This window comes from Tropicimonas sp. IMCC34043, assembly GCF_003390845.1.
Lineage (GTDB): Bacteria > Pseudomonadota > Alphaproteobacteria > Rhodobacterales > Rhodobacteraceae > Tropicimonas.
Genome location: NZ_QMEK01000004.1, coordinates 141,944 through 162,502, shown reverse-complemented (window position 1 = coordinate 162,502; position 20,559 = coordinate 141,944). Strand labels below are relative to the sequence as shown.

The 20,559-nt window shown below is 65.9% G+C and carries 21 protein-coding genes; 14 read left to right on the top strand and 7 right to left on the bottom strand.

Annotation, left to right across the window (positions count from 1 at the left end):
• The first annotated feature begins 73 nt into the window (after positions 1-73).
• The 4 genes from DQG17_RS15480 (at position 74) to DQG17_RS15465 (ending at position 4,465) form a co-directional block, all read left to right on the top strand.
• The gene (locus DQG17_RS15480; RefSeq protein ID WP_116133759.1) at positions 74-1,168 is read left to right on the top strand and encodes an ABC transporter ATP-binding protein; all 1,095 of its coding nucleotides are present in this window, start codon (positions 74-76) and stop codon (positions 1,166-1,168) included.
• Positions 1,169-1,232: 64 nt separating this feature from the next.
• Positions 1,233-2,291 (top strand): ABC transporter substrate-binding protein, encoded by a 1,059-nt coding sequence (locus tag DQG17_RS15475; protein ID WP_116133758.1) that lies wholly within the window; start codon positions 1,233-1,235, stop codon positions 2,289-2,291.
• Positions 2,292-2,370: 79 nt separating this feature from the next.
• Positions 2,371-3,609, top strand: a complete 1,239-nt coding sequence (locus DQG17_RS15470) for an ABC transporter permease (protein ID WP_116133757.1) — start codon at positions 2,371-2,373, stop codon at positions 3,607-3,609.
• A 4-nt stretch (positions 3,610-3,613) separates the two neighbouring features.
• Positions 3,614-4,465: an ABC transporter permease gene (locus tag DQG17_RS15465; RefSeq protein WP_116133756.1), complete on the top strand. Its 852-nt coding sequence runs from the start codon at positions 3,614-3,616 to the stop codon at positions 4,463-4,465.
• A gap of 125 nt (positions 4,466-4,590) precedes the next feature.
• On the opposite strand, the gene DQG17_RS15460 is transcribed toward DQG17_RS15465, so the two are convergent.
• Positions 4,591-4,971, bottom strand: a complete 381-nt coding sequence (locus DQG17_RS15460) for a nuclear transport factor 2 family protein (protein WP_116133755.1) — start codon at positions 4,969-4,971, stop codon at positions 4,591-4,593.
• A 73-nt stretch (positions 4,972-5,044) separates the two neighbouring features.
• Between DQG17_RS15460 and DQG17_RS15455 the strand changes: the two genes are divergently transcribed.
• The 4 genes from DQG17_RS15455 to DQG17_RS15440 all read left to right on the top strand — a co-directional run bounded on the left by DQG17_RS15455 (position 5,045) and on the right by DQG17_RS15440 (position 7,631).
• Positions 5,045-5,518, top strand: coding sequence for a YbaK/EbsC family protein (locus DQG17_RS15455; protein ID WP_116133754.1), 474 nt, complete (start codon positions 5,045-5,047; stop codon positions 5,516-5,518).
• A 143-nt stretch (positions 5,519-5,661) separates the two neighbouring features.
• Entirely contained in the window at positions 5,662-6,105 is a 444-nt protein-coding gene (locus tag DQG17_RS15450) for a DUF2852 domain-containing protein (protein ID WP_116133753.1), read from the top strand.
• Between the two features lie 138 nt (positions 6,106-6,243).
• Positions 6,244-6,687 carry an RDD family protein gene (locus tag DQG17_RS15445; RefSeq protein ID WP_116133929.1) on the top strand — a complete coding sequence of 148 codons (444 nt, stop codon included), beginning with the start codon at positions 6,244-6,246 and terminating at the stop codon, positions 6,685-6,687.
• A 101-nt stretch (positions 6,688-6,788) separates the two neighbouring features.
• Complete coding sequence (locus DQG17_RS15440) at positions 6,789-7,631, top strand: arginyltransferase (RefSeq protein ID WP_116133752.1); 843 nt, start codon at positions 6,789-6,791, stop codon at positions 7,629-7,631.
• 65 nt (positions 7,632-7,696) lie between these two features.
• Here DQG17_RS15440 and DQG17_RS15435 read toward each other — a convergent pair whose 3' ends face one another.
• Both DQG17_RS15435 and DQG17_RS15430 read right to left on the bottom strand, forming a co-directional pair.
• Positions 7,697-9,295, bottom strand: coding sequence for a CRTAC1 family protein (locus tag DQG17_RS15435; protein WP_116133751.1), 1,599 nt, complete (start codon positions 9,293-9,295; stop codon positions 7,697-7,699).
• Positions 9,292-10,572 (bottom strand): ROK family transcriptional regulator, encoded by a 1,281-nt coding sequence (locus tag DQG17_RS15430; RefSeq protein ID WP_116133750.1) that lies wholly within the window; start codon positions 10,570-10,572, stop codon positions 9,292-9,294. Before DQG17_RS15430 ends, DQG17_RS15435 begins: the two co-directional genes overlap by 4 nt.
• Positions 10,573-10,794: 222 nt before the next feature.
• Between DQG17_RS15430 and xylF the strand changes: the two genes are divergently transcribed.
• The 6 genes from xylF (at position 10,795) to DQG17_RS15400 (ending at position 17,244) form a co-directional block, all read left to right on the top strand.
• The gene (gene xylF / locus DQG17_RS15425) at positions 10,795-11,823 is read left to right on the top strand and encodes a D-xylose ABC transporter substrate-binding protein (RefSeq protein ID WP_116133749.1); all 1,029 of its coding nucleotides are present in this window, start codon (positions 10,795-10,797) and stop codon (positions 11,821-11,823) included.
• Positions 11,824-11,903: 80 nt separating this feature from the next.
• Positions 11,904-13,202 (top strand): sugar ABC transporter permease, encoded by a 1,299-nt coding sequence (locus tag DQG17_RS15420; RefSeq protein WP_116133748.1) that lies wholly within the window; start codon positions 11,904-11,906, stop codon positions 13,200-13,202.
• Between the two features lie 3 nt (positions 13,203-13,205).
• Positions 13,206-13,976 carry an ATP-binding cassette domain-containing protein gene (locus DQG17_RS15415; protein WP_116133747.1) on the top strand — a complete coding sequence of 257 codons (771 nt, stop codon included), beginning with the start codon at positions 13,206-13,208 and terminating at the stop codon, positions 13,974-13,976.
• Position 13,977: 1 nt separating this feature from the next.
• Positions 13,978-15,420: a xylulokinase gene (gene xylB, locus DQG17_RS15410; RefSeq protein WP_116133746.1), complete on the top strand. Its 1,443-nt coding sequence runs from the start codon at positions 13,978-13,980 to the stop codon at positions 15,418-15,420.
• The gene (gene xylA, locus DQG17_RS15405) at positions 15,417-16,718 is read left to right on the top strand and encodes a xylose isomerase (RefSeq protein ID WP_116133745.1); all 1,302 of its coding nucleotides are present in this window, start codon (positions 15,417-15,419) and stop codon (positions 16,716-16,718) included. The genes xylB and xylA overlap by 4 nt, the downstream gene beginning before the upstream one ends.
• A 160-nt stretch (positions 16,719-16,878) precedes the next feature.
• A complete protein-coding gene (locus DQG17_RS15400) occupies positions 16,879-17,244 on the top strand; it encodes a DUF1636 family protein (RefSeq protein WP_116133744.1) in 366 nt (121 codons plus the stop codon).
• Between the two features lie 34 nt (positions 17,245-17,278).
• On the opposite strand, the gene DQG17_RS15395 is transcribed toward DQG17_RS15400, so the two are convergent.
• The 4 genes from DQG17_RS15395 to DQG17_RS15380 form a co-directional block, all read right to left on the bottom strand.
• Positions 17,279-18,742 carry a cobyric acid synthase gene (locus DQG17_RS15395; protein ID WP_116133743.1) on the bottom strand — a complete coding sequence of 488 codons (1,464 nt, stop codon included), beginning with the start codon at positions 18,740-18,742 and terminating at the stop codon, positions 17,279-17,281.
• Between the two features lie 106 nt (positions 18,743-18,848).
• Positions 18,849-19,460, bottom strand: a complete 612-nt coding sequence (cobO, locus tag DQG17_RS15390; protein WP_116133742.1) for a cob(I)yrinic acid a,c-diamide adenosyltransferase — start codon at positions 19,458-19,460, stop codon at positions 18,849-18,851.
• Positions 19,461-19,472: 12 nt separating this feature from the next.
• The gene (locus tag DQG17_RS15385; RefSeq protein WP_116133741.1) at positions 19,473-20,189 is read right to left on the bottom strand and encodes an LrgB family protein; all 717 of its coding nucleotides are present in this window, start codon (positions 20,187-20,189) and stop codon (positions 19,473-19,475) included.
• Positions 20,186-20,536: a CidA/LrgA family protein gene (locus tag DQG17_RS15380; RefSeq protein WP_116133740.1), complete on the bottom strand. Its 351-nt coding sequence runs from the start codon at positions 20,534-20,536 to the stop codon at positions 20,186-20,188. The genes DQG17_RS15385 and DQG17_RS15380 overlap by 4 nt, the downstream gene beginning before the upstream one ends.
• Positions 20,537-20,559 lie beyond the last annotated feature (23 nt).

The window sequence follows — 20,559 nt, the reverse complement described above, 5'->3', positions numbered from 1 at the left end:
TCTGCCGCACTGGTCCTGCGGCGCGTCTGGAGTTTGGGATATCGTGACAAAGCAGAGAGGACCGGAACCCGGCATGCCCTTGGACAGAAGCGACGTTTTCCTACGGTTCGACAATGTCAAGAAAAGCTACGACCAGAAGACGCTGGTGGTTAAGGATTTCAGCCTCGATGTGGCCGAAGGCGAATTCCTGACCCTGCTCGGCCCCTCGGGATCGGGCAAGAGCACGGTGCTGATGATGCTGGCAGGGTTCGAAAGCGTGACCAGCGGCGACATCAGCATTTCCGGCAAGTCGATCACCAGAACCGCGCCCTACAAGCGCAACATCGGCATGGTGTTCCAGAACTACGCGCTGTTCCCGCACATGACGATCGCCGAGAACCTCGCCTATCCGCTGCAGGTGCGGAAAATGACCCGCTCGGACATCCAGGATCGGGTCGGCGAATACCTGAACCTCGTCGAACTGCACGGATTTCGCGGCCGCTATCCCGGCCAGTTGTCGGGCGGACAGCGCCAGCGGGTTGCGCTGGCGCGGGCGCTGATCTTCGAACCCTCGCTGATCCTGATGGACGAACCGCTCGGCGCGCTCGACAAGAAGCTGCGCGAGCAGATGCAGTACGAAATCACCCGGCTGCACGAAAAGCTTGGCTTCACCGTGGTCTATGTCACCCATGACCAGACCGAGGCATTGTCGATGTCGACCCGCATCGCGGTCTTCAACGATGGTGTGGTGCAGCAATGCGCGCCACCCGCCGAGCTGTACGAAAAGCCCAGCAACGCCTTCGTCGCCGACTTCATCGGCGAGAACAACTTCGTCAACGGCCATGTCGACACCATTGCCGACGGCATGGCGAAGATCACCCTGCCCGAGGGCGGTACGATCACCGCCGTCGCCGCGCATGGACTGGCCGCGAACACGCGGTGCCGGATCTCGGTCCGGCCCGAAAAGCTCTACATGCAGGATGACCGCGGCGCGCACGACAATCAGGTGAGCGTCCGGCACGTGACCCACTATTATGTCGGTGATTTCATCCGCTACTATTTCAAGCTGCAGGGCGGCGGCGACATCAACATCAAGTTTCTCAACGATTCCGCCGCCCCCGACCTCAAGGAAGGCGATATCGCCTCGCTGGTCTGGTTTGCCAAAGACTGCATCGCGTTCCCGGCCTGAGGGGCGCGTCAATCGGGGAAGGGGCCGAGACCCCGCCGCAGGTCCCCACCAACAGGAGAGACCAATGAAACTTCACACAAAACTTCTGGCCGGTGTCACAGCCCTTATGCTGTGCGCCATGGGCCAGGCACAGGCCGAAACCGTGACCATCGTGTCCTGGGGCGGCGCCTATGGCGCGGTCCAGAAGAAATACATGATCGACCCCTGGGTCGAGGCGACCGGCAACGAGGTGCTGTTCGAGGATTACCCGGGCGGCATCGCCGAGATGAAGGCACAGGTCGAGGCCGGCAATATCCAGTGGGATGCCGTCGACATCGAGGCGATCGACCTCGAACGGGCCTGCTCGGAGGGCTATCTTGAAGTGCTCGACATGGGCGATCTGCCGCCGGGCGACGACGGCACACCGGCGGCCGAAGATTTCATCCCCGTGGCCATCGCCAACGAATGCGGCGTCGGCGTGATCGTCTGGTCGGTGATCTATGCCTACGACAAGGCCGCCGAGGGCCCGGCCCCGACATCCATCGCCGATTTCTTCGACACCGAGAAATTCCCCGGCAAGCGCGCGCTGCGCAAACGGCCGCAGGTGAACCTCGAATGGGCGCTGATGGCCGACGGCGTGCCGATGGACGAGGTCTATGACGTCCTGGCCACCGACGAGGGCCAGGCCCGCGCCTTCGCCAAGCTCGACACGATCAAGGACGACATTGTCTGGTTCGACAGCTGGTCGCAAGCGCCGCAACTGCTGAACGACGGCGGCGCCGCAATGGTGCAATCCGCAAACGGCCGCATCTATGCCGCCATCGCCGATGACGGCAAGCCGTTCGAGATCGTCTGGGACGGCCAGGTCTATGACATCGACGTCTGGTCGATCCTGAAGGGCACGGCCAAGAAGGACGTGGTCTGGGACTTCATCAAGTTCGCAACCAGCTCGAAGCCGCTCGCCGGCATGATCGACGTGGCCTATGGCCCGACGCGGAAGTCCTCTGACGCCTATGTCGACGCGGCCATCACCCAGAGCCTGCCCTCGGCGCACACCGACGTCGGCATCAAGGCCGACGGCATCTTCTGGGCCGACTATGGCGAGTCGCTCGGCGAAGCCTTCAACGAGTGGCTGCTGCAGTAGTCTCGCAAGACCGGGCCGCGCGCTGCCAGACAGTGGCGCGCGGCATCGCAAGACCGCCCCGTATCCCCGAGGAGCGCCAATGACCGACATCCCCCTTACCGCCGCCGACCGCAGATCCGCCCGCAGCGAACTGGGCCGGCGACGCATGACAGCCTTTCTGTTTGTCGCGCCGCTCCTGCTGTTCCTGCTGTTCACCTTCGCGGCCCCGATCGGCACCATGCTGGTGCGCGGCTTCTATCACCCGACCGTCTCCACCCTGATCCCCGACAGCCTGAAGGCGCTGAAGGCCTGGGACCGCACCGGCCTGCCACCTGCCGAGACCCAGGCGATCTTTGCCGCCGACCTGAAGCGGCTGGCCGACGAACGGCTGTCGGGCAAGATGGCCGAAGAACTGAACCGAGTCGTTCCCGGCAGTTCGAGCCTGGTGAAATCGACCGCCCGCAAGATCGCCCGCGCCGAGGATTCCGAAATCGCCGCATCGGGCGCCGCGCTCTTGGCCGCAGCCGACGAGAAATGGACCGATCCCGAGGTCTGGCGCGGCATCATCACGTCGGGCAACACGTTCACTGCAGATTATTTCCTGACCGCCATGGATCTCGAACGCTCGCCCGCGGGGGGTATCATGCCGCGCGACGGAGCGCGGATCTATGTGGATCTGTTCATCAAGACGCTGAAGATGGCGCTGATCATCACGATCGCAACGCTGATCCTCGGCTATCCGCTGGCACATTATCTGGCGACCGCGCCGGCCAAGACCGCAAACCTTCTGATGGTCTTCGTATTGCTGCCATTCTGGACCTCGCTTCTGGTGCGCACCACCGCCTGGATCGCGCTGCTGCAAACCAACGGCGTCGTCAACTCGTTCCTGATGGGGGCGGGCATCACCCGCTCGCCGTTCGAGATGCTCTACACCGAATTCTCGACCATCGTCGCGATGACCCATATCCTTTTGCCGTTCATGATCCTGCCGCTCTACAGCGTGATGAAGGGGATCGACCCCAGCTACATGCGCGCGGCGCTGTCGATGGGCGCGCGCCCGCTGCCCGCCTTCTTCCGGGTCTACCTGCCGATGACCCTGCCCGGGCTTTCGGCCGGCGCGCTGCTCGTCTTCATCATCTCGGTCGGCTACTACATCACGCCGGCGCTGGTCGGCGGCACCAAGGGACAGATGATCTCGAACATCATCGCCTTCCACATGCAGCAATCGAACAACTGGGAGCTTGCAGCGGCGCTTGGCACCATGCTGCTGGTGGTCATCCTGCTGCTCTACTGGGTCTACGACCGCTTCGTCGGGGCCGGCAACATCAAGTTCGGATAGGCACATGAAACATCTTCCGGCCTATTACACCTTCTGGCACATCCTCGGTCACTACGGGCTGCGCTGGTTCGCCTTTGCGGTACTGCTGTTCCTGATGCTGCCGATCCTTGTCATCGTCCCGCTGTCGTTCAATGCCGAGCCCTATTTCTCGTTCACCCCCGGGATGGTCTCCTTCGACCTCGATGCCTATTCGCTGCGCTGGTACGCCGATGTGTTCAGCGACGAACGCTGGATGCTGGCGGTCAAGAACAGCTTCATCGTCGGCATTGCCGCGGCGGTGATCGCGACGATCCTCGGCACCGTGGCGGCGGTCGGGCTTTCGAACCCGGCGATGCCCTTCAAGCGGCTGATCACAGCCTTCCTGCTGTCGCCGATGATCGTGCCGCTGATCATCGTCGCCGCCGGCATGTTCTTCTTCTACACCCGCTTCAACCTGGTCGGGACCTATTTCGGGCTGATCATCGCCCATGCCTCGCTCGGCGTGCCCTTCGTGATCATCACCGTCACGGCAACGCTCGCGGGCTTCGACCGCTCGCTCTACTACGCCGGGCTGTCCATGGGGGCGCGGCCGCTGAAGGTCTATTGGGACATCGTGATCCCGTTGATCCGGCCCGGCGTGATCTCGGGCGCGCTGTTCGCGTTCGTCACCTCCTTCGACGAGGTGGTGCTGGTGCTGTTTCTCGCCGGTCCCGAACAGCGGACGATCCCGCGGCAGATGTTCTCCGGCCTGCGCGAACAGATCAGCCCCTCGATCCTTGCCGTGGCGACGATGCTGATCCTGATCTCGATGTCGATGCTGGTGACGCTCGAAATGCTGCGGCGGCGTTCGGAACGGATGCGCAGCGGCGCCTACTGAACGCAGCCCCCGTCCAAACCCGCCACCCCGGATTTCTTCTTGGCAAAAATACCTCGGGGGGAGTCGCGGCACGCCGCGATGGGGGGCAGCGCCCCCCTGCTACCGCGACCGATGTCAGCGTTCCGTCAAACCGGCCGTTCCTCGCCCGCGGCGGTGTCCTGACTGAAGACGTTCCGCCAACCGTCTCCGTCCCGACGCCAGATCGAGGAGACATACATCGCCTCCTCCTCGCTGGCGCCGACACGGGTGAAATCGGCGCGATAGGCCAGAAGCACGACCCCGGGGGCAAGCGGCAGCAACCGCGCCTCGCTCAGCCGGTATCCCGCCACGGTCGGACCGCCGGCAAGCTGGGCCGCGTGCTCGGCACGGTCGCCAAAGCCTGTGGCATAGACCCCGAGGAAGCCCGCCTCGAGCAGCGCCGCATCGGCAGCGGCATCGCCCGTCAGCAGCGCCTGCCAGACCGCAGTCTCGCAGGCGAGCATCGTTTCCAGCTCCGCCGCCGCCATCGCCCCGGTTCCTTGTCTTGTGATCGTCGGAGATGACAATATCCTGCGCGGGCCGAGGGCGAAAGGAGTCGGGATGAGCAAGAGCTTGAAGCGCGTTATGGCAGCGCTCGATGCTGCCGGTGCGGCGCATGACCTGCGCGAGATGCCCGACAGCACCCGCACCGCTCTGGCCGCCGCCGAGGCCGTGGGATGCGAGCTTGACCAGATCGCCAAGTCGATCGTCGTCGAGGGCGGACAAAGCGGCGTGCTGACCCTGTTCGTCACGGCCGGCGGCAACCGGGTCTCGACCGCACGCATTGCAGATCTGCTGGGCGAGCTGACCCACCCGGCCGAGGGCAGGCGGGTGCGCGAGGTCACGGGTTTTGCCATCGGCGGTGTCTCGCCCGTCGGCCACAAGACCCCGATCCGCAGCTTCTTCGACCCCCGCCTGAACGATTTCGACCTGGTCTGGGCGGCGGCAGGCACGCCGCGCCACGTGTTCGGCATCGCCCCCGAAACGCTGCGCGCGATCTGCGGCGCGACCGAGGCAGAATTCACCGAAGCCTGAGCAGCGACTGCGCCGGGACGGCGTCGGGGCGCGCCCTCAAAAAATGTAAAAACCTTTCACATGTGGTCTTGAACACCGGCGCGTGATCTCCCATCTCGGATAATGTGAAAGACATTCACATAGACAGAAACGAGGAGTTCGACATGACAACCGCCGACGTCGCAGCCACTGGGTGGTTCGGACGGGCCGAAAGCTGGCTGGACCAGCGCGGGAAGGGTGCCTGGATCGCTGCCATGATCCTGGGGTTCATCATTTTCTGGCCCATCGGGCTTGCCTTTCTTGCATACATGATCTGGAGCAAACGAATGTTCAGGGGAACCTGCCAACACCGCGGCCGCGGCCGCCATCGCGACTTCCACGCCATGCACGCCGCCATGCGGCCGAGCGGCAACAGCGCCTTTGACGCCTACAAGACCGAGACGCTGCAACGGCTGGAGCAAGAGCAGGAAGCCTTCGAGTCGTTCCTGCAACGGCTGCGCGAAGCCAAGGACAAGAACGAGTTCGACCAGTTCATGGCGGACCGCGCCCGCAGTGCGCGCACGCCGAACGACGATGCGATCGAGGGCGAAACGCCCAACGCCTCGTGATCCCGAACGTCGGGGCGCCGATCCCTGCGCCCCGGCCGCCCGACCCTGCCCCTCTCTCCGATGCCGCGGCCGCATCCCGGTCGCGGCGCTTTCGCAACCGCCCTTGAACTTTCCATGGATCCCGCACAGATGAGCAGCATGAACGACCCTCTCTGGGGCCTTCCCGACCCCGATCTTCACGCCGACCTCTATGCCGACGTCCCGGTCAAGCGGGCGATCGCCTGGGTCTTCGACGCCCTTCTGGTGTTTCTGCTGACGCTTCTGGCGCTGCCGTTCACCGCCTTCCTGGGGCTGTTCTTCTATCCCTTGCTCTGGATTGGCATCAGTTTCCTCTACCGGGTGTTCACCATCGCCGGCGGATCGGCGACCTGGGGCATGCGTCTGATGTCGATCCAGCTGCGCACCGGACGCGGCGAACGGTTCGGGCCGGCCGATGCCATCATGCACACGCTGCTCTATACGCTCTGTGTCTCGTTCCTGGTGCCGCAACTGATCTCGGCGGTGCTGATGATGACCTCGGCACGCTCCCAGGGTCTGCACGACATGGTCCTCGGGACCACGGCGATCAACCGCAGCCGCTGAGGCGACACTGCTGCCGAACGGCGGCACAGCGGAAACAGGGCTTGGCGGAACTGCCTGGCCCTGCTACCGTTTGCCGGTAAATCTCGATATTTCGCCCCCAGATGCGCCACACCCTACCGATCGCACCACAGTTCTATGTGACGGCCCCTCAGCCATGCCCCTATCTGAACGGGCGGATGGAGCGAAAGCTGTTCACAGCACTTCAGGGCGACTATGCCGGCACGCTGAACGACTCCCTGTCGAAACAGGGCTTCCGGCGCTCGCAGAACGTGCTCTATCGGCCGTCCTGCGCCGATTGCAAGGCCTGCCTGTCGGCGCGAATCCGGGTGGCCGATTTTGAACCCAGCCGCAGCCAGCGCCGCGCCATGCGCCGCAACGACACTCTGGTGCGTCAGGCAACCTCGCCCTGGGCGACCGAGGATCAGTACACGCTGTTTCGCCGCTATCTCGACAGCCGGCACGCCGACGGCGGCATGGCCGACATGGACATCTTCGAATTCGCGGCGATGGTCGAGGAAACCCCGGTGCGGTCGCGCGTGGTCGAATACCGCGAGCGCCGCGAAGGAACGCGCGGCCCGGTCGCGGGGGCGCTGACGGCAGTTTGCCTGACCGATGTGCTCGATGACGGGTTGAGCATGGTCTACAGCTTCTATGACCCGGACCTGATCCAGCGCTCGCTTGGCACCTATATCATCCTCGATCATATCGCCATCGCCCGCGGCGCGGGTCTGCCCTATGTCTACCTCGGGTACTGGGTGCCGGGCAGCCCGAAGATGGGCTACAAGGCCGGGTTCGATGCGCTCGAGATCTACAAGGGCGGCATCTGGCAGCCGATCGGCGACCCGGTGGCGCATGATTCCGAAATCCATCCCCTGTCCGTCGATCCGATTGCCGAACAGGTGGCCCGGATCACCCTGCCCGATACCCGCCCGACTCGAAGCTGACCGCAGCCGTCGCCCTGAGCAGGGGCTTGTGCCAGGTCCTCGGATCGCACGACCCCAGGCACGCCTCAGGGACGTGCCGCTGTGCCCGCAGGCCTTACCTCGACGGCCGCGCCATCGCCGCGCCACAGCTCGACCCGCTGGTTCGCATCCAGGCGCACCCAGTCGCTGGCACCGCCATCGGGCCAGACGACCCGCACCCGCAGCTCGCCAACCTCGCCCAGACCGAAATGTTCGGGCAAGAGGACACCACCGGCATGGCCCCCGCCAATGGTGATCTCGCGCGCCGTCAGCGGCGCGCCATCGCAGGCAAGCTCGATCCAGGCGCCAACCGCAAAGCCGTTGTCGCCCGCCTGTCGCGGCGCGATCTCGACCCAGTTGCCGGTGCCCTCGGACAGGTTGCGGTACAGCTCGATCGCCGCCCGGCGGTTCACCACCGTCAGATCGAGACGCCCGTCGCCGTCGAAATCGGCCAGCGCCGCGCCGCGCGACCGCGCCATCGTCGCCACACCCGCCGTGACCGAGGTCTCGATGAACGAGCCATCGGGCTGGCGCATCAACAGGTTGTTCGGATCGTGGATCGCATTGCTGGGCATCTGATCGACATTGCCCTTGGCGATGAACAGATCGTCCCGCCCGTCATTGTCCACATCCCCGAATGTCGCCGTCCAGCCGGTCGAAGGCCGGCCATCGTCGCCCAGATGCGGCCGCTGCGCCGCAGCCCCCATGGTATAGGGCGCGGTCTGATACGCGCTTGCCCCATCCGACAGCAGCATCAGCTGATCGGCCATCGAGGTCAGCACAAGGTCGGGGCGGCCGTCGGCGTTCAGATCGCGGCTGGCGATCCCCATGCCCCAGATCGAGATTGCAGGCCAACCATCCCCGGCGCCCAGCAGCCGCGGTTCTTCCCCCATCCGCCACATCTGTTCGGCGCCGCCGCGGACATAGTAATGCCGGTCATTCGACACCCGCAGGTCCGCCCGGCCCTCGCGTTTCCAGTCCGAGAACAGCATCGACAGCGCGCAGAACCCAGGCGCAAGCTCGCGCCTTGCGCCATAGCGATCGCCCTCGGGTCGATAGAGTTCGTTGACGTCGCAGGCCTCGAACGGTCCGTCGGGATTGCTGCGGTCGACGTAATTGCCATAGGCCAGCGTCGGGCGCGCCGCGTCGCCCTCCCAGGTGGCCGAGAAGGCGGCGGTCCAGCGGTCGGGGAAGGTCAGGCCCATCGCCTCGGTCGCCTCCTCGAACCGGCAATCGCCAAGCCCACGCAGCACCACGTTCGGCCCGACCCGCAGCACCGCCAGGTCGATCACCCCGTCGCTGTCGATGTCGATCGGATAGGCGCCGGTGGTCTCGGTCAACGCGGGCAGGCCGGGGGCGAGCTCGAAGGCCAGCGGCTGGCCCGGTCCCGCGGTGCGGTTCAGGAACAGACGCGCCGGTTCGGTGCCGCCGGCGGCCAGGATCTCGGGCCGGCCGTCGTCGTTGCAATCGAAGACCGCAACCCCGCCGCCAACGAAATGCTCCCATCCGCCGGAATAGACGTGCTCGACCGGCAAGGCCGCGCTTTCGTCGGCAAAGCGGACCGCCACCGGGTCGGCCGACACCGGCGCCGCAACGCTCGCGGCAACCAGCAGCGCCGCGGCGAGCCTCGTGATGCGCCGCGTCATGCCGCTGCCTCCCCGCCTGCGGTGCGCTCCTCGGTCACCGCGGACAGCGCCAGCGTTGCCGCGCCGCGGGCCCAGACTAGATCGCCCCAGGCGTTGATCTCGACTTCGGGCAGGGTGCGGCCCATGTTCAGGGTCAGCGCCCGCATCTCGCGCAGCACCTCCTCGGCATAGAGATAGTCGTATCGCATTCGTGCCCCCGACAGGATCACCCGCGTCGGATCGAACAGGTTGATCACATTCGCCAACCCGACCGCCAGATAGCGCCCGGCACGCCGGAAGATGCTGCGCGCCGCCTCGTTGCCGGCCTTGGCCTGATCGAACAGGTTTTCCAGCATGACCTGCGTGGTGTCGGTGCGGTTGCGGTGCAGGTTCAGCGCCACCGAGGCCTCGCGCACCAGTGCGTAATCCGAGACATAGGCCTCGAGGCAGCCGCGCTGGCCGCAGCGGCAGAGCGCGCCGTCGAGCTGCACCTTGGTGTGGCCCAGTTCCATGCCCACGCTGTGGGCGCCGCGCCAAAGCTTGTGGTTCATCACCAGCCCCATGCCGACACCGAATTCCAGCGTCACCACCGCGAAATCGGCGAGGCTGCGGCCACCGCCGTACCACAATTCGGCCATGGTCAGCACGTTGGCATCGTTGTCGACATGCACCGGCAGCCCCATGCGCGCCGACATCAGCTGCGCCACCGGGATGCCAAGCCCGCGCAGGATGGGCGACCACAGCGCCACGCCGTTCGGGTGATCGACGATCCCGGGCAGCCCGATCCCCACCGCCGACAGGGCACTGCGGGTCATGCCTGCCTCGACAAGCATGCGCTCCAGCAGGGTATCGGCCTCGTCGACCAGAAGGTCGATGTCGGTGCGCAGGTCGGGTCGCGACAGGCGGGCCTCGGCCACCGGGCGGCCGGCGAAATCGACGATGACGCCGGTATGAACCAGATCGCTCAGCTTGATCCCGGCGACATAGCCCGCCTCGGCCCGCACCGACAATGCCACCGGCGGACGGCCCCGGTTGGTCGTCTTCTGCGGCCCGGGCCCCGCAACCTCGGTCAGAAGCCCCGCCGCCAGCAGCTCCGAGACCAGCGACGTGACCGAGGCGGGGCTGACGCCCAGGTACTTGGCGACATCGATTCGCGACATGCGCCCGCGCGACCGGATGCAGTCGAAGACCTGCTGGCGCATCGGCGGGGCGGTCGACCCGTGCGGCGGCAGGATCGGACCGCAGCCCTCCTCCGGGCGGGAAAGCACCGGAACGTCATCGGGTTGGAAGCGGTTCATTAATTCACCGCCACAATATATTCACTTTCTGCGCTGCAGAATGCCGCCCTCATTTTAAACATCTCCCCCCGAGGCGTCCCCAAACCCGGCATAGCCGGTATCGCGCCTGAATTTTTATTTTGACAATTAAATTAATCCAGTCAATCCTCCGCGTCGTGGGCGGCGAGCATGACCGCTCTACCCTCTGGGAGAGAAGAGGGTCGACATAATCGGGAGGAATTCATGCGCAATCTTTTCATTGCGGCGGCTGCCTTGACGACCGCCTTCACGACCACGGCGCTGGCTCAGGACATGTCCGTCGGCGTAAGCTGGTCGAACTTTCAGGAAGAACGCTGGAAGACCGACGAGGCGGCAATCGTCGCGGCGCTGGAAGCCAACGGCGTCAAATACATCTCGGCCGACGCCCAGTCGTCCTCGTCCAAGCAGATCAGCGACATCGAGGCGCTGATGAGCCAGGGCGTCAGCGCCCTGATCGTGCTGGCCCAGGACACCCAGGCGATCATTCCCGCAGTGCAGGCCGCGGCCGACGAGGGCATCCCGGTCATCGCCTATGACCGGCTGATCGAGGATCCGCGCGCCTTCTATCTGACCTTCGACAATATCGAGGTCGGGCGGATGCAGGCGCGTGCGGTGCTGGCGAAGGCGCCCAAGGGCAACTACGTGATGATCAAGGGTTCGCCCACCGACCCGAACGCGGACTTCCTGCGCGGCGGTCAGCAAGAGGTGCTGCAGGCGGCGGTCGATTCCGGTGACATTACAATCGTCGGCGAGGCCTATACCGACGGCTGGCTGCCCGCCAACGCGCAGCGCAACATGGAACAGCTTCTGACCGCCAACGACAACAAGGTCGATGCGGTCGTGGCATCGAACGACGGCACCGCCGGCGGCGCCGTTGCAGCCCTGACCGCCCAGGGCATGGACGGCATCCCGGTCTCGGGTCAGGACGGCGACCATGCCGCGCTGAACCGGGTCGCAAAGGGCACCCAGACCGTGTCGGTGTGGAAGGACGCGCGCGAGCTTGGCAAGACCGCGGGCGAGATCGCCGTGGCGCTCGCGGGCGGCACGGAGATGTCGCAGATCGACGGCGCCATGCAGTGGACCTCGCCATCGGGCGTGACCATGTGGGCCAAGTTCCTGCAACCGATCCCGATCACTTCGGAAAACCTGACCGTGGTCACCGACGCCGGCTGGATCAGCATCGAGTCGCTCTGCCAGGGTGTCACCGACGGCCCCGCGCCTTGCAGCAACTGACGCAGACGAGTTGAACCCGATCCGTCACCCCCGCCGAAACCGGCGGGGGTGATATACCTCGCGCATCCGGAGAGTGCCAGATGGCCGACAGTACGGAACCCCGCGGGCTGCCCACGCAAAGCCGCCGCAGCATCCTAGACACGATGGAGATCGACACCCGCTTGCTTGGCATGATCGGGGCGTTCGTCATCATCTGCGTGGTGTTCGACGTCTGGACGGGCGGTCGTTTCCTGACCCCGCGCAACATATTCAACCTCACCATCCAGACCGTCTCGGTCGCCGTCATGGCAACCGGCATGGTCTTCATCATCGTCATGCGCCACATCGACCTTTCGGTGGGCGCGCTGCTGGCCACCTGCTCCGCTTTCATGGCGATGACGCAGGTCCACGTGCTGCCGCAAATGCTGGGCCTTCCGCTCGGCTCGCCGCTGATCGCACCCATCGCGATCCTGGTCGGCGCCGTTGTCGGCATCGCGATCGGGGCCTTTCAGGGCTGGCTCGTCGGCTATCTGACGATCCCGGCCTTCATCGTCACGCTCGGGGGCCTGTTCGTCTGGCGTAACGTCGCCTGGCACCTGTCCAGCGGCCAGACCATCGGCCCGCTCGATCCGGCGTTCGTGACGCTCGGCGGCATCGACGGCACCATGGGCGTGACCGGCAGCTGGGTCCTTGGCGCCATCTTTGCGGCGCTTGCGCTGCTGATGATCGCCAATGCGCGCCGCAACAAGATCAAGCACGACTTCCCAGTCAAACCGATCTGGGCCGAAACGGTCATCGCCCTGTTCGCAGTCGGCACGATCCTTGGCTTCATCTGGGTTCTGAACGCCTATGAAATCCCGTCGGCGCGGCTGAGCCGCATGTTCGAGGCGCGCGGCGAAGCCATGCCCGCAGGCTATACCGCAGGCTACGGCGTGCCCTATTCGGTGCTGCTGCTGATCGTCGTCGCAAGCGTGATGACCGTCATTGCCCAGAAAACCCGGCTTGGCCGCTATATCTTTGCCACCGGCGGCAACCCCGAGGCGACCGAACTTGCCGGCATCAACATCCGCTTCCTGACGGTCAAGATCTTCGCCATCATGGGGTTTCTTTGCGCCATCTCGGCGGTCGTCGCCTCGGCGCGGTTGAACTTCCATTCCAACGACATCGGCACGCTGGACGAGCTTCGCGTTATCGCCGCGGCGGTGATCGGCGGCACCGCGCTGTCGGGCGGGGTCGGCACGATCTATGGCGCCATCCTCGGTGCGCTGATCATGCAATCGCTGCAATCTGGCATGGCAATGGTGGGGGTCGACGCGCCCTATCAGAACATCGTAGTCGGCGTTGTGCTGGTGCTGGCCGTCTATGTCGACATCATGTATCGCAAGCGCACGGGGGATTGAGCCATGAATACTCCCACAGATCGCGGCACGCCCCTGGTCGAGATGCGCAACATGCGCAAGTCCTTCGGTGGCATCCACGCCGTCAACGACGTCTCGATGACCCTCTACCCGGGCGAGGTCATGGGCGTTCTCGGCCATAACGGCGCCGGCAAGTCGGTGCTGATGAAGATGCTCTCGGGGGCGCTGACGCGCGATGCCGGCGAGATCTATATCGACGGCGAGCTTGCGAATATCCACAGCCCGCGCGACGCCCGCCGCTATCGGCTGGAAACGATCTATCAGACCCTCGCGCTGGCCGACAACCTCGACGCCGCCTCGAACCTGTTTCTGGGCCGCGAACTGGTGACCGGCTCGGGTCTGGTGAACGACGCCCAGATGGAGGCCGAGACGCGCAAGATCATGGCGCGCCTCAACCCCAACTTCCAGCGGTTCCACACGCCGGTGAAGGGGTTGTCGGGCGGCCAGCGCCAGTCGGTCGCGATCAGCCGTGCGGTCTATTTCAACGCCAAGATCCTGATAATGGACGAGCCGACCGCGGCCCTTGGCGTCGAAGAAACGGCGATGGTCGCCAATCTTATCAACGAACTCAAGGCACAGGGACTGGGGATCTTTCTGATCGATCACGACATTCATGCCGTGAAACAGCTCTGCGACCGCGCATCGGTCATGAAGAACGGCATGCTTGTCGGCACCGTGAAGGTGGACGAGGTCACCGAGGACGACATCCTCGGAATGATCATCCTCGGCAAGAGGCCGGAAAAAGGAGCAGCATAACATGTATATAGGTCTCGATCTCGGGACTTCGGGTCTGAAGGCGGTGCTTATCGACGACGACCAGAAGCTGGTGGCAGAAGCCACGGCACCGCTGACGGTCTCGCGTCCGCACCCCGGATGGTCCGAACAATCGCCCGCCGACTGGATCGCGGCCGCCGCCACGGTGCTGGATGCACTGGCGGCACAGACTTCGCTGAAGGCCGTGCGCGGCATCGGGCTTTCGGGCCAGATGCATGGCGCGACGCTGCTCGATCAGGGCCACGACGTGTTGCGGCCCTGCATCCTGTGGAACGACACCCGCGCCTTCGAGGAAGCCGCGGCCATGGACGCCACGACCCCCTGGCGCGAGATCACCGGCAATATCGTCTTCCCGGGCTTCACCGCGCCCAAGCTCGCCTGGGTCAAGGCCCACGAGCCCGAGATCTTTGACCGCACAGCCATGGTCCTGTTGCCGAAGGATTACCTGCGGCTGTGGCTGACCGGCGAGACCGTGTCCGAGATGTCGGATGCCGCCGGTACAAGCTGGCTCGATACCGGCGCGCGCGACTGGTCCGATACGTTGCTGGCCGAAAGCGGGTTTGACCGCACCAACATGCCGCGGCTGGTCGAAGGCAGCGAAGTGTCTGGCAAGGTCCGCAGCGAACTGGCCGAGCGCTGGGGGTTTGGCCCCGGTGTCGTGGTCGCGGGCGGTGGCGGCGACAACGCCGCCTCGGCGGTCGGCGTCGGCGTCGTCAAGGCGGGGCACGCCTTTGTCTCGCTCGGAACTTCCGGGGTGCTTTTTGCCGCCTCGGACGCCTATCAACCCGATCCCGCGACTGCCGTGCACACCTTCTGTCACGCCCTGCCCGACACCTGGCACCAGATGGGTGTGTTCCTTGCCGCAACCGATGCGCTGAACTGGTACGCGCGGCTTGTCGGCTCGGACGCCGCCGCCCTGACCACCGAACTGGGCGATACCCTGCGCGCGCCCGGACGCACGCTGTTCCTGCCCTATCTCGGCGGCGAACGCACGCCGCACAACGACGCGCAGATCCGGGCAAGCTTCACCGGGCTAGAACATTCGACCGACCGCGCCGCCGCCACCGCCGCGGTGCTGGAAGGCGTGACCTATGCCGTGCGCGACAGCTTTGACGCGCTTGCCGCCACCGGCACGCGGTTCGACACGCTGATCGCGGTCGGCGGCGGCAGCCGGTCGCACTACTGGCTGCAGGCCATTGCCACGGCAGTCGACATGCCGATTTCCGTCCCCGAGGCGGGGGATTTCGGCGGCGCCTTCGGCGCGGCGCGGCTCGGCATGATGGCGGCCACCGGCGCCGGGGCCGAGATCGCGACCCTGCCCCGGATCGAGACCGTGGTCGAACCCGTGCCCGCGCTGACCGCCGGCTTTGCCGAGGCGCAGGCGCGCTATCGCGAGACCTACAAAGCGCTCAGAGGGTTGTCATGACATCTTTCTTCGAGGGGATCGAACCGGTCAGGTTCGATCCCGACAGTACGTCGGAACTGGCCTATCGGCATTACGACCCGGACGAGATCGTGCTTGGCAAGCGGATGGAGGACCACCTCCGCTTTGCCGTCGCCTATTGGCACAGCTTCGCCTGGGAAGGCGGCGATCCGTTCGGCGGCCGCAGCTTCGAGCGTCCCTGGTGGGGCGATACGATGGAACACGCCAAGATCAAGGCCGACGCCGCCTTCGAGATGTTCGCGATCCTCGGTCAGCCGTTCTTCTGCTTTCACGACCAAGACGTGCGCCCCGAGGGCGCGACCTTCGCCGAAAGCAAGGCGCGGCTCGACGAGATCGTCGAGTATTTCGGCGAAAAGATGGAACAGACCGGCACCCGGCTGCTGTGGGGCACCGCCAACCTGTTCACCAACCGCCGGTTCATGTCGGGGGCGGCAACCAACCCCGACCCCGACGTCTTTGCCTGGAGCGCTGCGACGGTGAAGGCCTGCATGGACGCGACCCACACGCTCGGCGGGCAGAACTATGTGCTCTGGGGCGGGCGCGAGGGCTATGAGACGCTGCTCAACACCGATCTCTCGCGCGAACGCCATCAGGCCGGGCGCTTCCTGCAGATGGTAGTCGACTACAAGCACCGGATCGGGTTTCAGGGCCAGATCCTGGTCGAACCGAAGCCGCAGGAGCCATCGAAGCACCAGTACGACTATGACGTGAACACGGTCTATTCGTTCCTCAAGGAATTCGGGCTCGAGGGCGAGGTGAAGATGAACATCGAACAGGGTCACGCGATCCTGGCCGGGCATTCGTTCGAACACGAACTGGCGATGGCGGCGGCGTTCGGGATCCTCGGGTCGATCGACATGAACCGCAACGATTATCAGTCGGGCTGGGACACAGACCAGTTCCCGAACAACGTGCCCGAAGTCGCCTTGGCCTACTACGAGGTGCTGCGGGCGGGCGGATTCACCACCGGCGGCACCAATTTCGATTCGAAGGTGCGGCGCCAGTCGCTCGATCCCGTCGATCTGATCGCGGGGCATGTGGGCGCGATGGATGTCTGCGCCCGCGGGTTGAAGGCGGCTGCCGCGATGCTGCAGGACGGCGGGCTCGAGGCGGCGCGCGACGAACGCTATGCCGGCTGGGATACACCCGTTGCCCGCGACATGCTGAAAAACGGCACGCTCGACAGTATCGCGAACCGGGTCATCTCGGAAGGGATCGACCCCGAGCCGCGGTCCGGCCGTCAGGAACGGCTGGAGAACTGGGTCAACCGGTTCGTCTGATCGCCAGGGGGCCGGCGACACCCGGCCCCCATGGCCCCCCGACTGGCCCTGCCGTCGCTGGCGCAGATTGCGCCCGGCACGGGGGCTGGACATTCCGGGCGCCACGGGCGAGGTGCAGACCCGATCCCCTGCACGCGCGCGCCCCGGACAGACCGCCAAAATGACCACGATCACCATCTGCACCACCTGCCGCAGGCAAGCCGCCCGCGACGACCGCACATTGCCGCCCGATGGCGAGGCCTTTCTGGTCCGCGTCACGGAGGCCGCCGCCGCGCATCCGGGCCTGCAGGTCCGGGGCACCCCCTGCCTGATGGGCTGCGAGCATGGCTGCAACGCCGCCGTCTCGGCCGCCGGCCGGATGACATATGTGCTCGGCCGGTTCGAGGGCACGCCCGAGGATGCCGCGGCACTGGCCGACTACGCAGCGCTTCATGCCGAAAACGACGGCGGCCTGGTGCCGTTTCGGCAATGGCCGCAGGGCGTGAAGGGCCATTTCGTCGCCCGCGTGCCGCCGCTCGACCCCTGACCCGAGCCCCGGTTTCCGGGCCTCAGCCCCCCTCTCACCCGCCGGGCTGGCGGGCCATCGCCAGAAGCGCATCGAGGTCCAGATGCGTCTCGAGATGCCGGGCGAGCCGGTCGAGCACCGCCTCGACATGCGCGCCATAGGCCAGATCCGAGGACACTGCCCCCATCCGGTCGAGCCAGACCCGGCGATAGCCGTCGGCCCGGAACAACCCGTGCAGATAGCTGCCCATCACCCGCCCGTCGGCCGAAACGGCCCCCTCATCCGCGCCCGCAACCCGGGCGAAGGGCCGGGCGCGGTCGGCCCCGTCGGTGCGCCCGATATGGATCTCATAGCCCTGAAACTCGGCGCCGCTGGCAGGGTCGGTCGCTGTCACCTCGCTCAACCGCTTTTCGGGGTGCATCTCGGTCACCACATCGAGAAGGCCGAGTCCCGCGGTCTCGCCCGGCGGGCCTTCGAGTCCCTGCGGATCGCGGATCGCCCGGCCGAGCATCTGATAGCCGCCGCACAGCCCCAGCACCCGGCCGCCACGGCGCACATGCGCGGCAAGGTCGATGTCCCAGCCCTGCGCCCGCAAAAACGCCAGATCGCCGCGGGTCGACTTGGTGCCGGGCAGGATCACCAGATCGGCATCGCCCGGCAGCGCCTCGCCCGCGCGCAGCATGCTCAGCCGCACCCCGGGTTCGGCCGCAAGCGGGTCGAGATCGTCGAAATTGGCAATCCGCGACAGCGCCAGACAGACCACGTGCCAGCCGCCGGTGCCGCCACCGCGCGGCAGGTCGAGCGCATCCTCGGCCGGCAGCCGCGCGGCATCGGCAAACCAGGGCACGACGCCGAACCCGCGCCAGCCGCTCTGCGCCTCGATCCGGCGGTATCCATCCTCGAACAGCCGCGGATCGCCACGGAACTTGTTGATGGCAAAGCCACCGATCATCGCCGCATCGGCCGGGTCGAGCACCGCCCTGGTACCGATGATCTGGGCGATCACCCCGCCGCGGTCGATGTCGCCCACCAGCAGCACCGGCACGCCGGCGGCCCGCGCAAATCCCATGTTGGCGATGTCGCCCGCCCGCAGGTTGACCTCGGCCGGGCTGCCCGCGCCCTCGACCAGCACCAGATCGGCCGCCGCGGCAAGCCGGCCGAAACTCTCCATCACCGGCGCCAGCAACGAGGCCTTCCGCGCGCCGAAATCGCCCGCCCCGAGCGTGCCGACGCGACGGCCCTGCACCACCACCTGGGCCCCGGTCTCGGTCTCGGGCTTCAGCAGCACCGGGTTCATGTCGACCGTCGGCGCCACCCCGCAGGCCAGCGCCTGCAGCGCCTGGGCGCGCCCGATCTCGCCGCCGTCGGCGGTCACGGCCGCATTGTTCGACATGTTCTGCGGCTTGAACGGCAGAACCGCCAGCCCGCGGCGCACAAAGGCCCGCGCCATCCCCGCCACCAGCAGCGACTTGCCGACGTTCGACCCCGCGCCCTGAACCATCAGCGCCCGCGCCGTCATCGCAAAACGACCCCGAACTTCTTCTGTTCGAAAATATCCCCGCCGGAGGCACAAAAACTCTTCTCCGCACGGGCAAACCGCACCCCGGCAGGGCGGCGCGCCACGCTCAGAACTCCACCCCGGCCTGCGCCTTCACCCCGGAGCGGAACGGGTGCTTCAGCAGTTCCATCTCGGTCGCGAGATCGGCGATCTCGATCACCGCGTCGCTGGCATTGCGTCCGGTCAGCACGACATGCGTCATCGCCGGTTTCTCGGTCTTCAGAAAGGCCACCACCTCGTCGGTATCGAGGTAGTCATACCGCAGCGCGATGTTGATCTCGTCGAGCAGCACCATGCGGATCGTCTCGTCGCGGATCAGCTCCTTGGCCTTTTCCCAGGCAGCGCGGGCCAGTTCGATGTCGCGCGCCTTGTCCTGGGTCTCCCAGGTGAAACCCTCGCCCATGGTGTGGAACTCGCAGAGATCGGCAAAGTGGCGCTCGATCAGGTCCCGCTCGGCGGTCGCCATGCCGCCCTTGATGAATTGCACCACGGCCGAGGGAAGCCCGTGGCCGATGCAGCGGAAGATCATCCCGAAGGCGGCCGAGCTCTTGCCCTTGCCCTTGCCGGTATGGACGATGACCAGACCCTTCTCTTCGGTCTTGGTCGCCATGATCTTTTCGCGGGCGACCTTCTTCTTGGCCATCTTGGCATTGTGCCGGGCGGTGTCTTCGTCGCTCATCGAAAGTCTCCTTCAGAACAGCCAGTTCGCCACGAGCGGCGCCAGGATCGCCGTCAGAAGCGCGTTCAACCCCATGCCGATGCCCGAAAAGGCGCCCGCCGTGTCGTTGACCTGAAACGCCCGCGCGGTGCCGATCCCGTGGGCTGCGACGCCCACGGCAAAACCCCGTGCCCGCCAGTCGGTCAGGCCGAGCGCGTTGAACAGCGGCGTGACGATGACGGCGCCCGTGATCCCCGTCATGATCACCAGTGCAGCGGTCAGGCTGGGGATCCCGCCAATGACCTCGGCGACGCCAAGCGCCACCGGCGATGTCGCGGATTTCGGCACCAGCGACAGCAGCACTTCGCCACGCAACCCCAGCGCCCAGCCAACCGCGATGGCCGAGAGCATCGCGACCAGCGATCCGGCCAACAGCGCCGCCAGCATCGGCAAGGCCGCACTGCGCACCAGTGACAGGTTCGCATAAAGCGGCAGCGCCAACGCCACGGTCGCAGGCCCGAGCAGGAAATGCACGAACTGCGCGCCGCCGAAAAAGGTCTCATAGGGCGTTCCGGTCGCGATCAGCGCCACCGACAACAGCACCACGGCGATCAGTACCGGGTTGACCCAGGGCGACCGGCCCGACAGGACAAACAGCGTGTCGCCGATGCCATAGGCCACCACCGTCGCCGTCAGCCACAGCAGCGGCCCCTGGCTGAGATAGATCCAGAGCTCGGTCAGGTCGGTCATTCCTGCCGCTCCATCAGGCGCGCCACCGCGCGAAAACTCAGCACGCCCGCCACCAGCGCCAGCACCGTGCTGACCACCACCGCCGTCAACAAGGCCAGCCCGTGTTCCGACACGACGTCGAGGTTGGCCACAACCCCGACACCCGCCGGCACGAACAGCAACGACAGATTGGCAAGGATCGTGTGGCCGGTCGGCGCAACCAGCCGATAGAGCCGCGGGATCGCCACCAGCAGCCCCAGCAGCAGCGCCATGCCCAGAACCGGCCCCGGCAACGGCAGACCGAGGAAACGGGTCACGATCTCGCCCGCCAGCTGGCAGCCGAGAAGGATGGCAATGGACCAGATCATCGTGTGCTGTCTCCGTTCGTCAT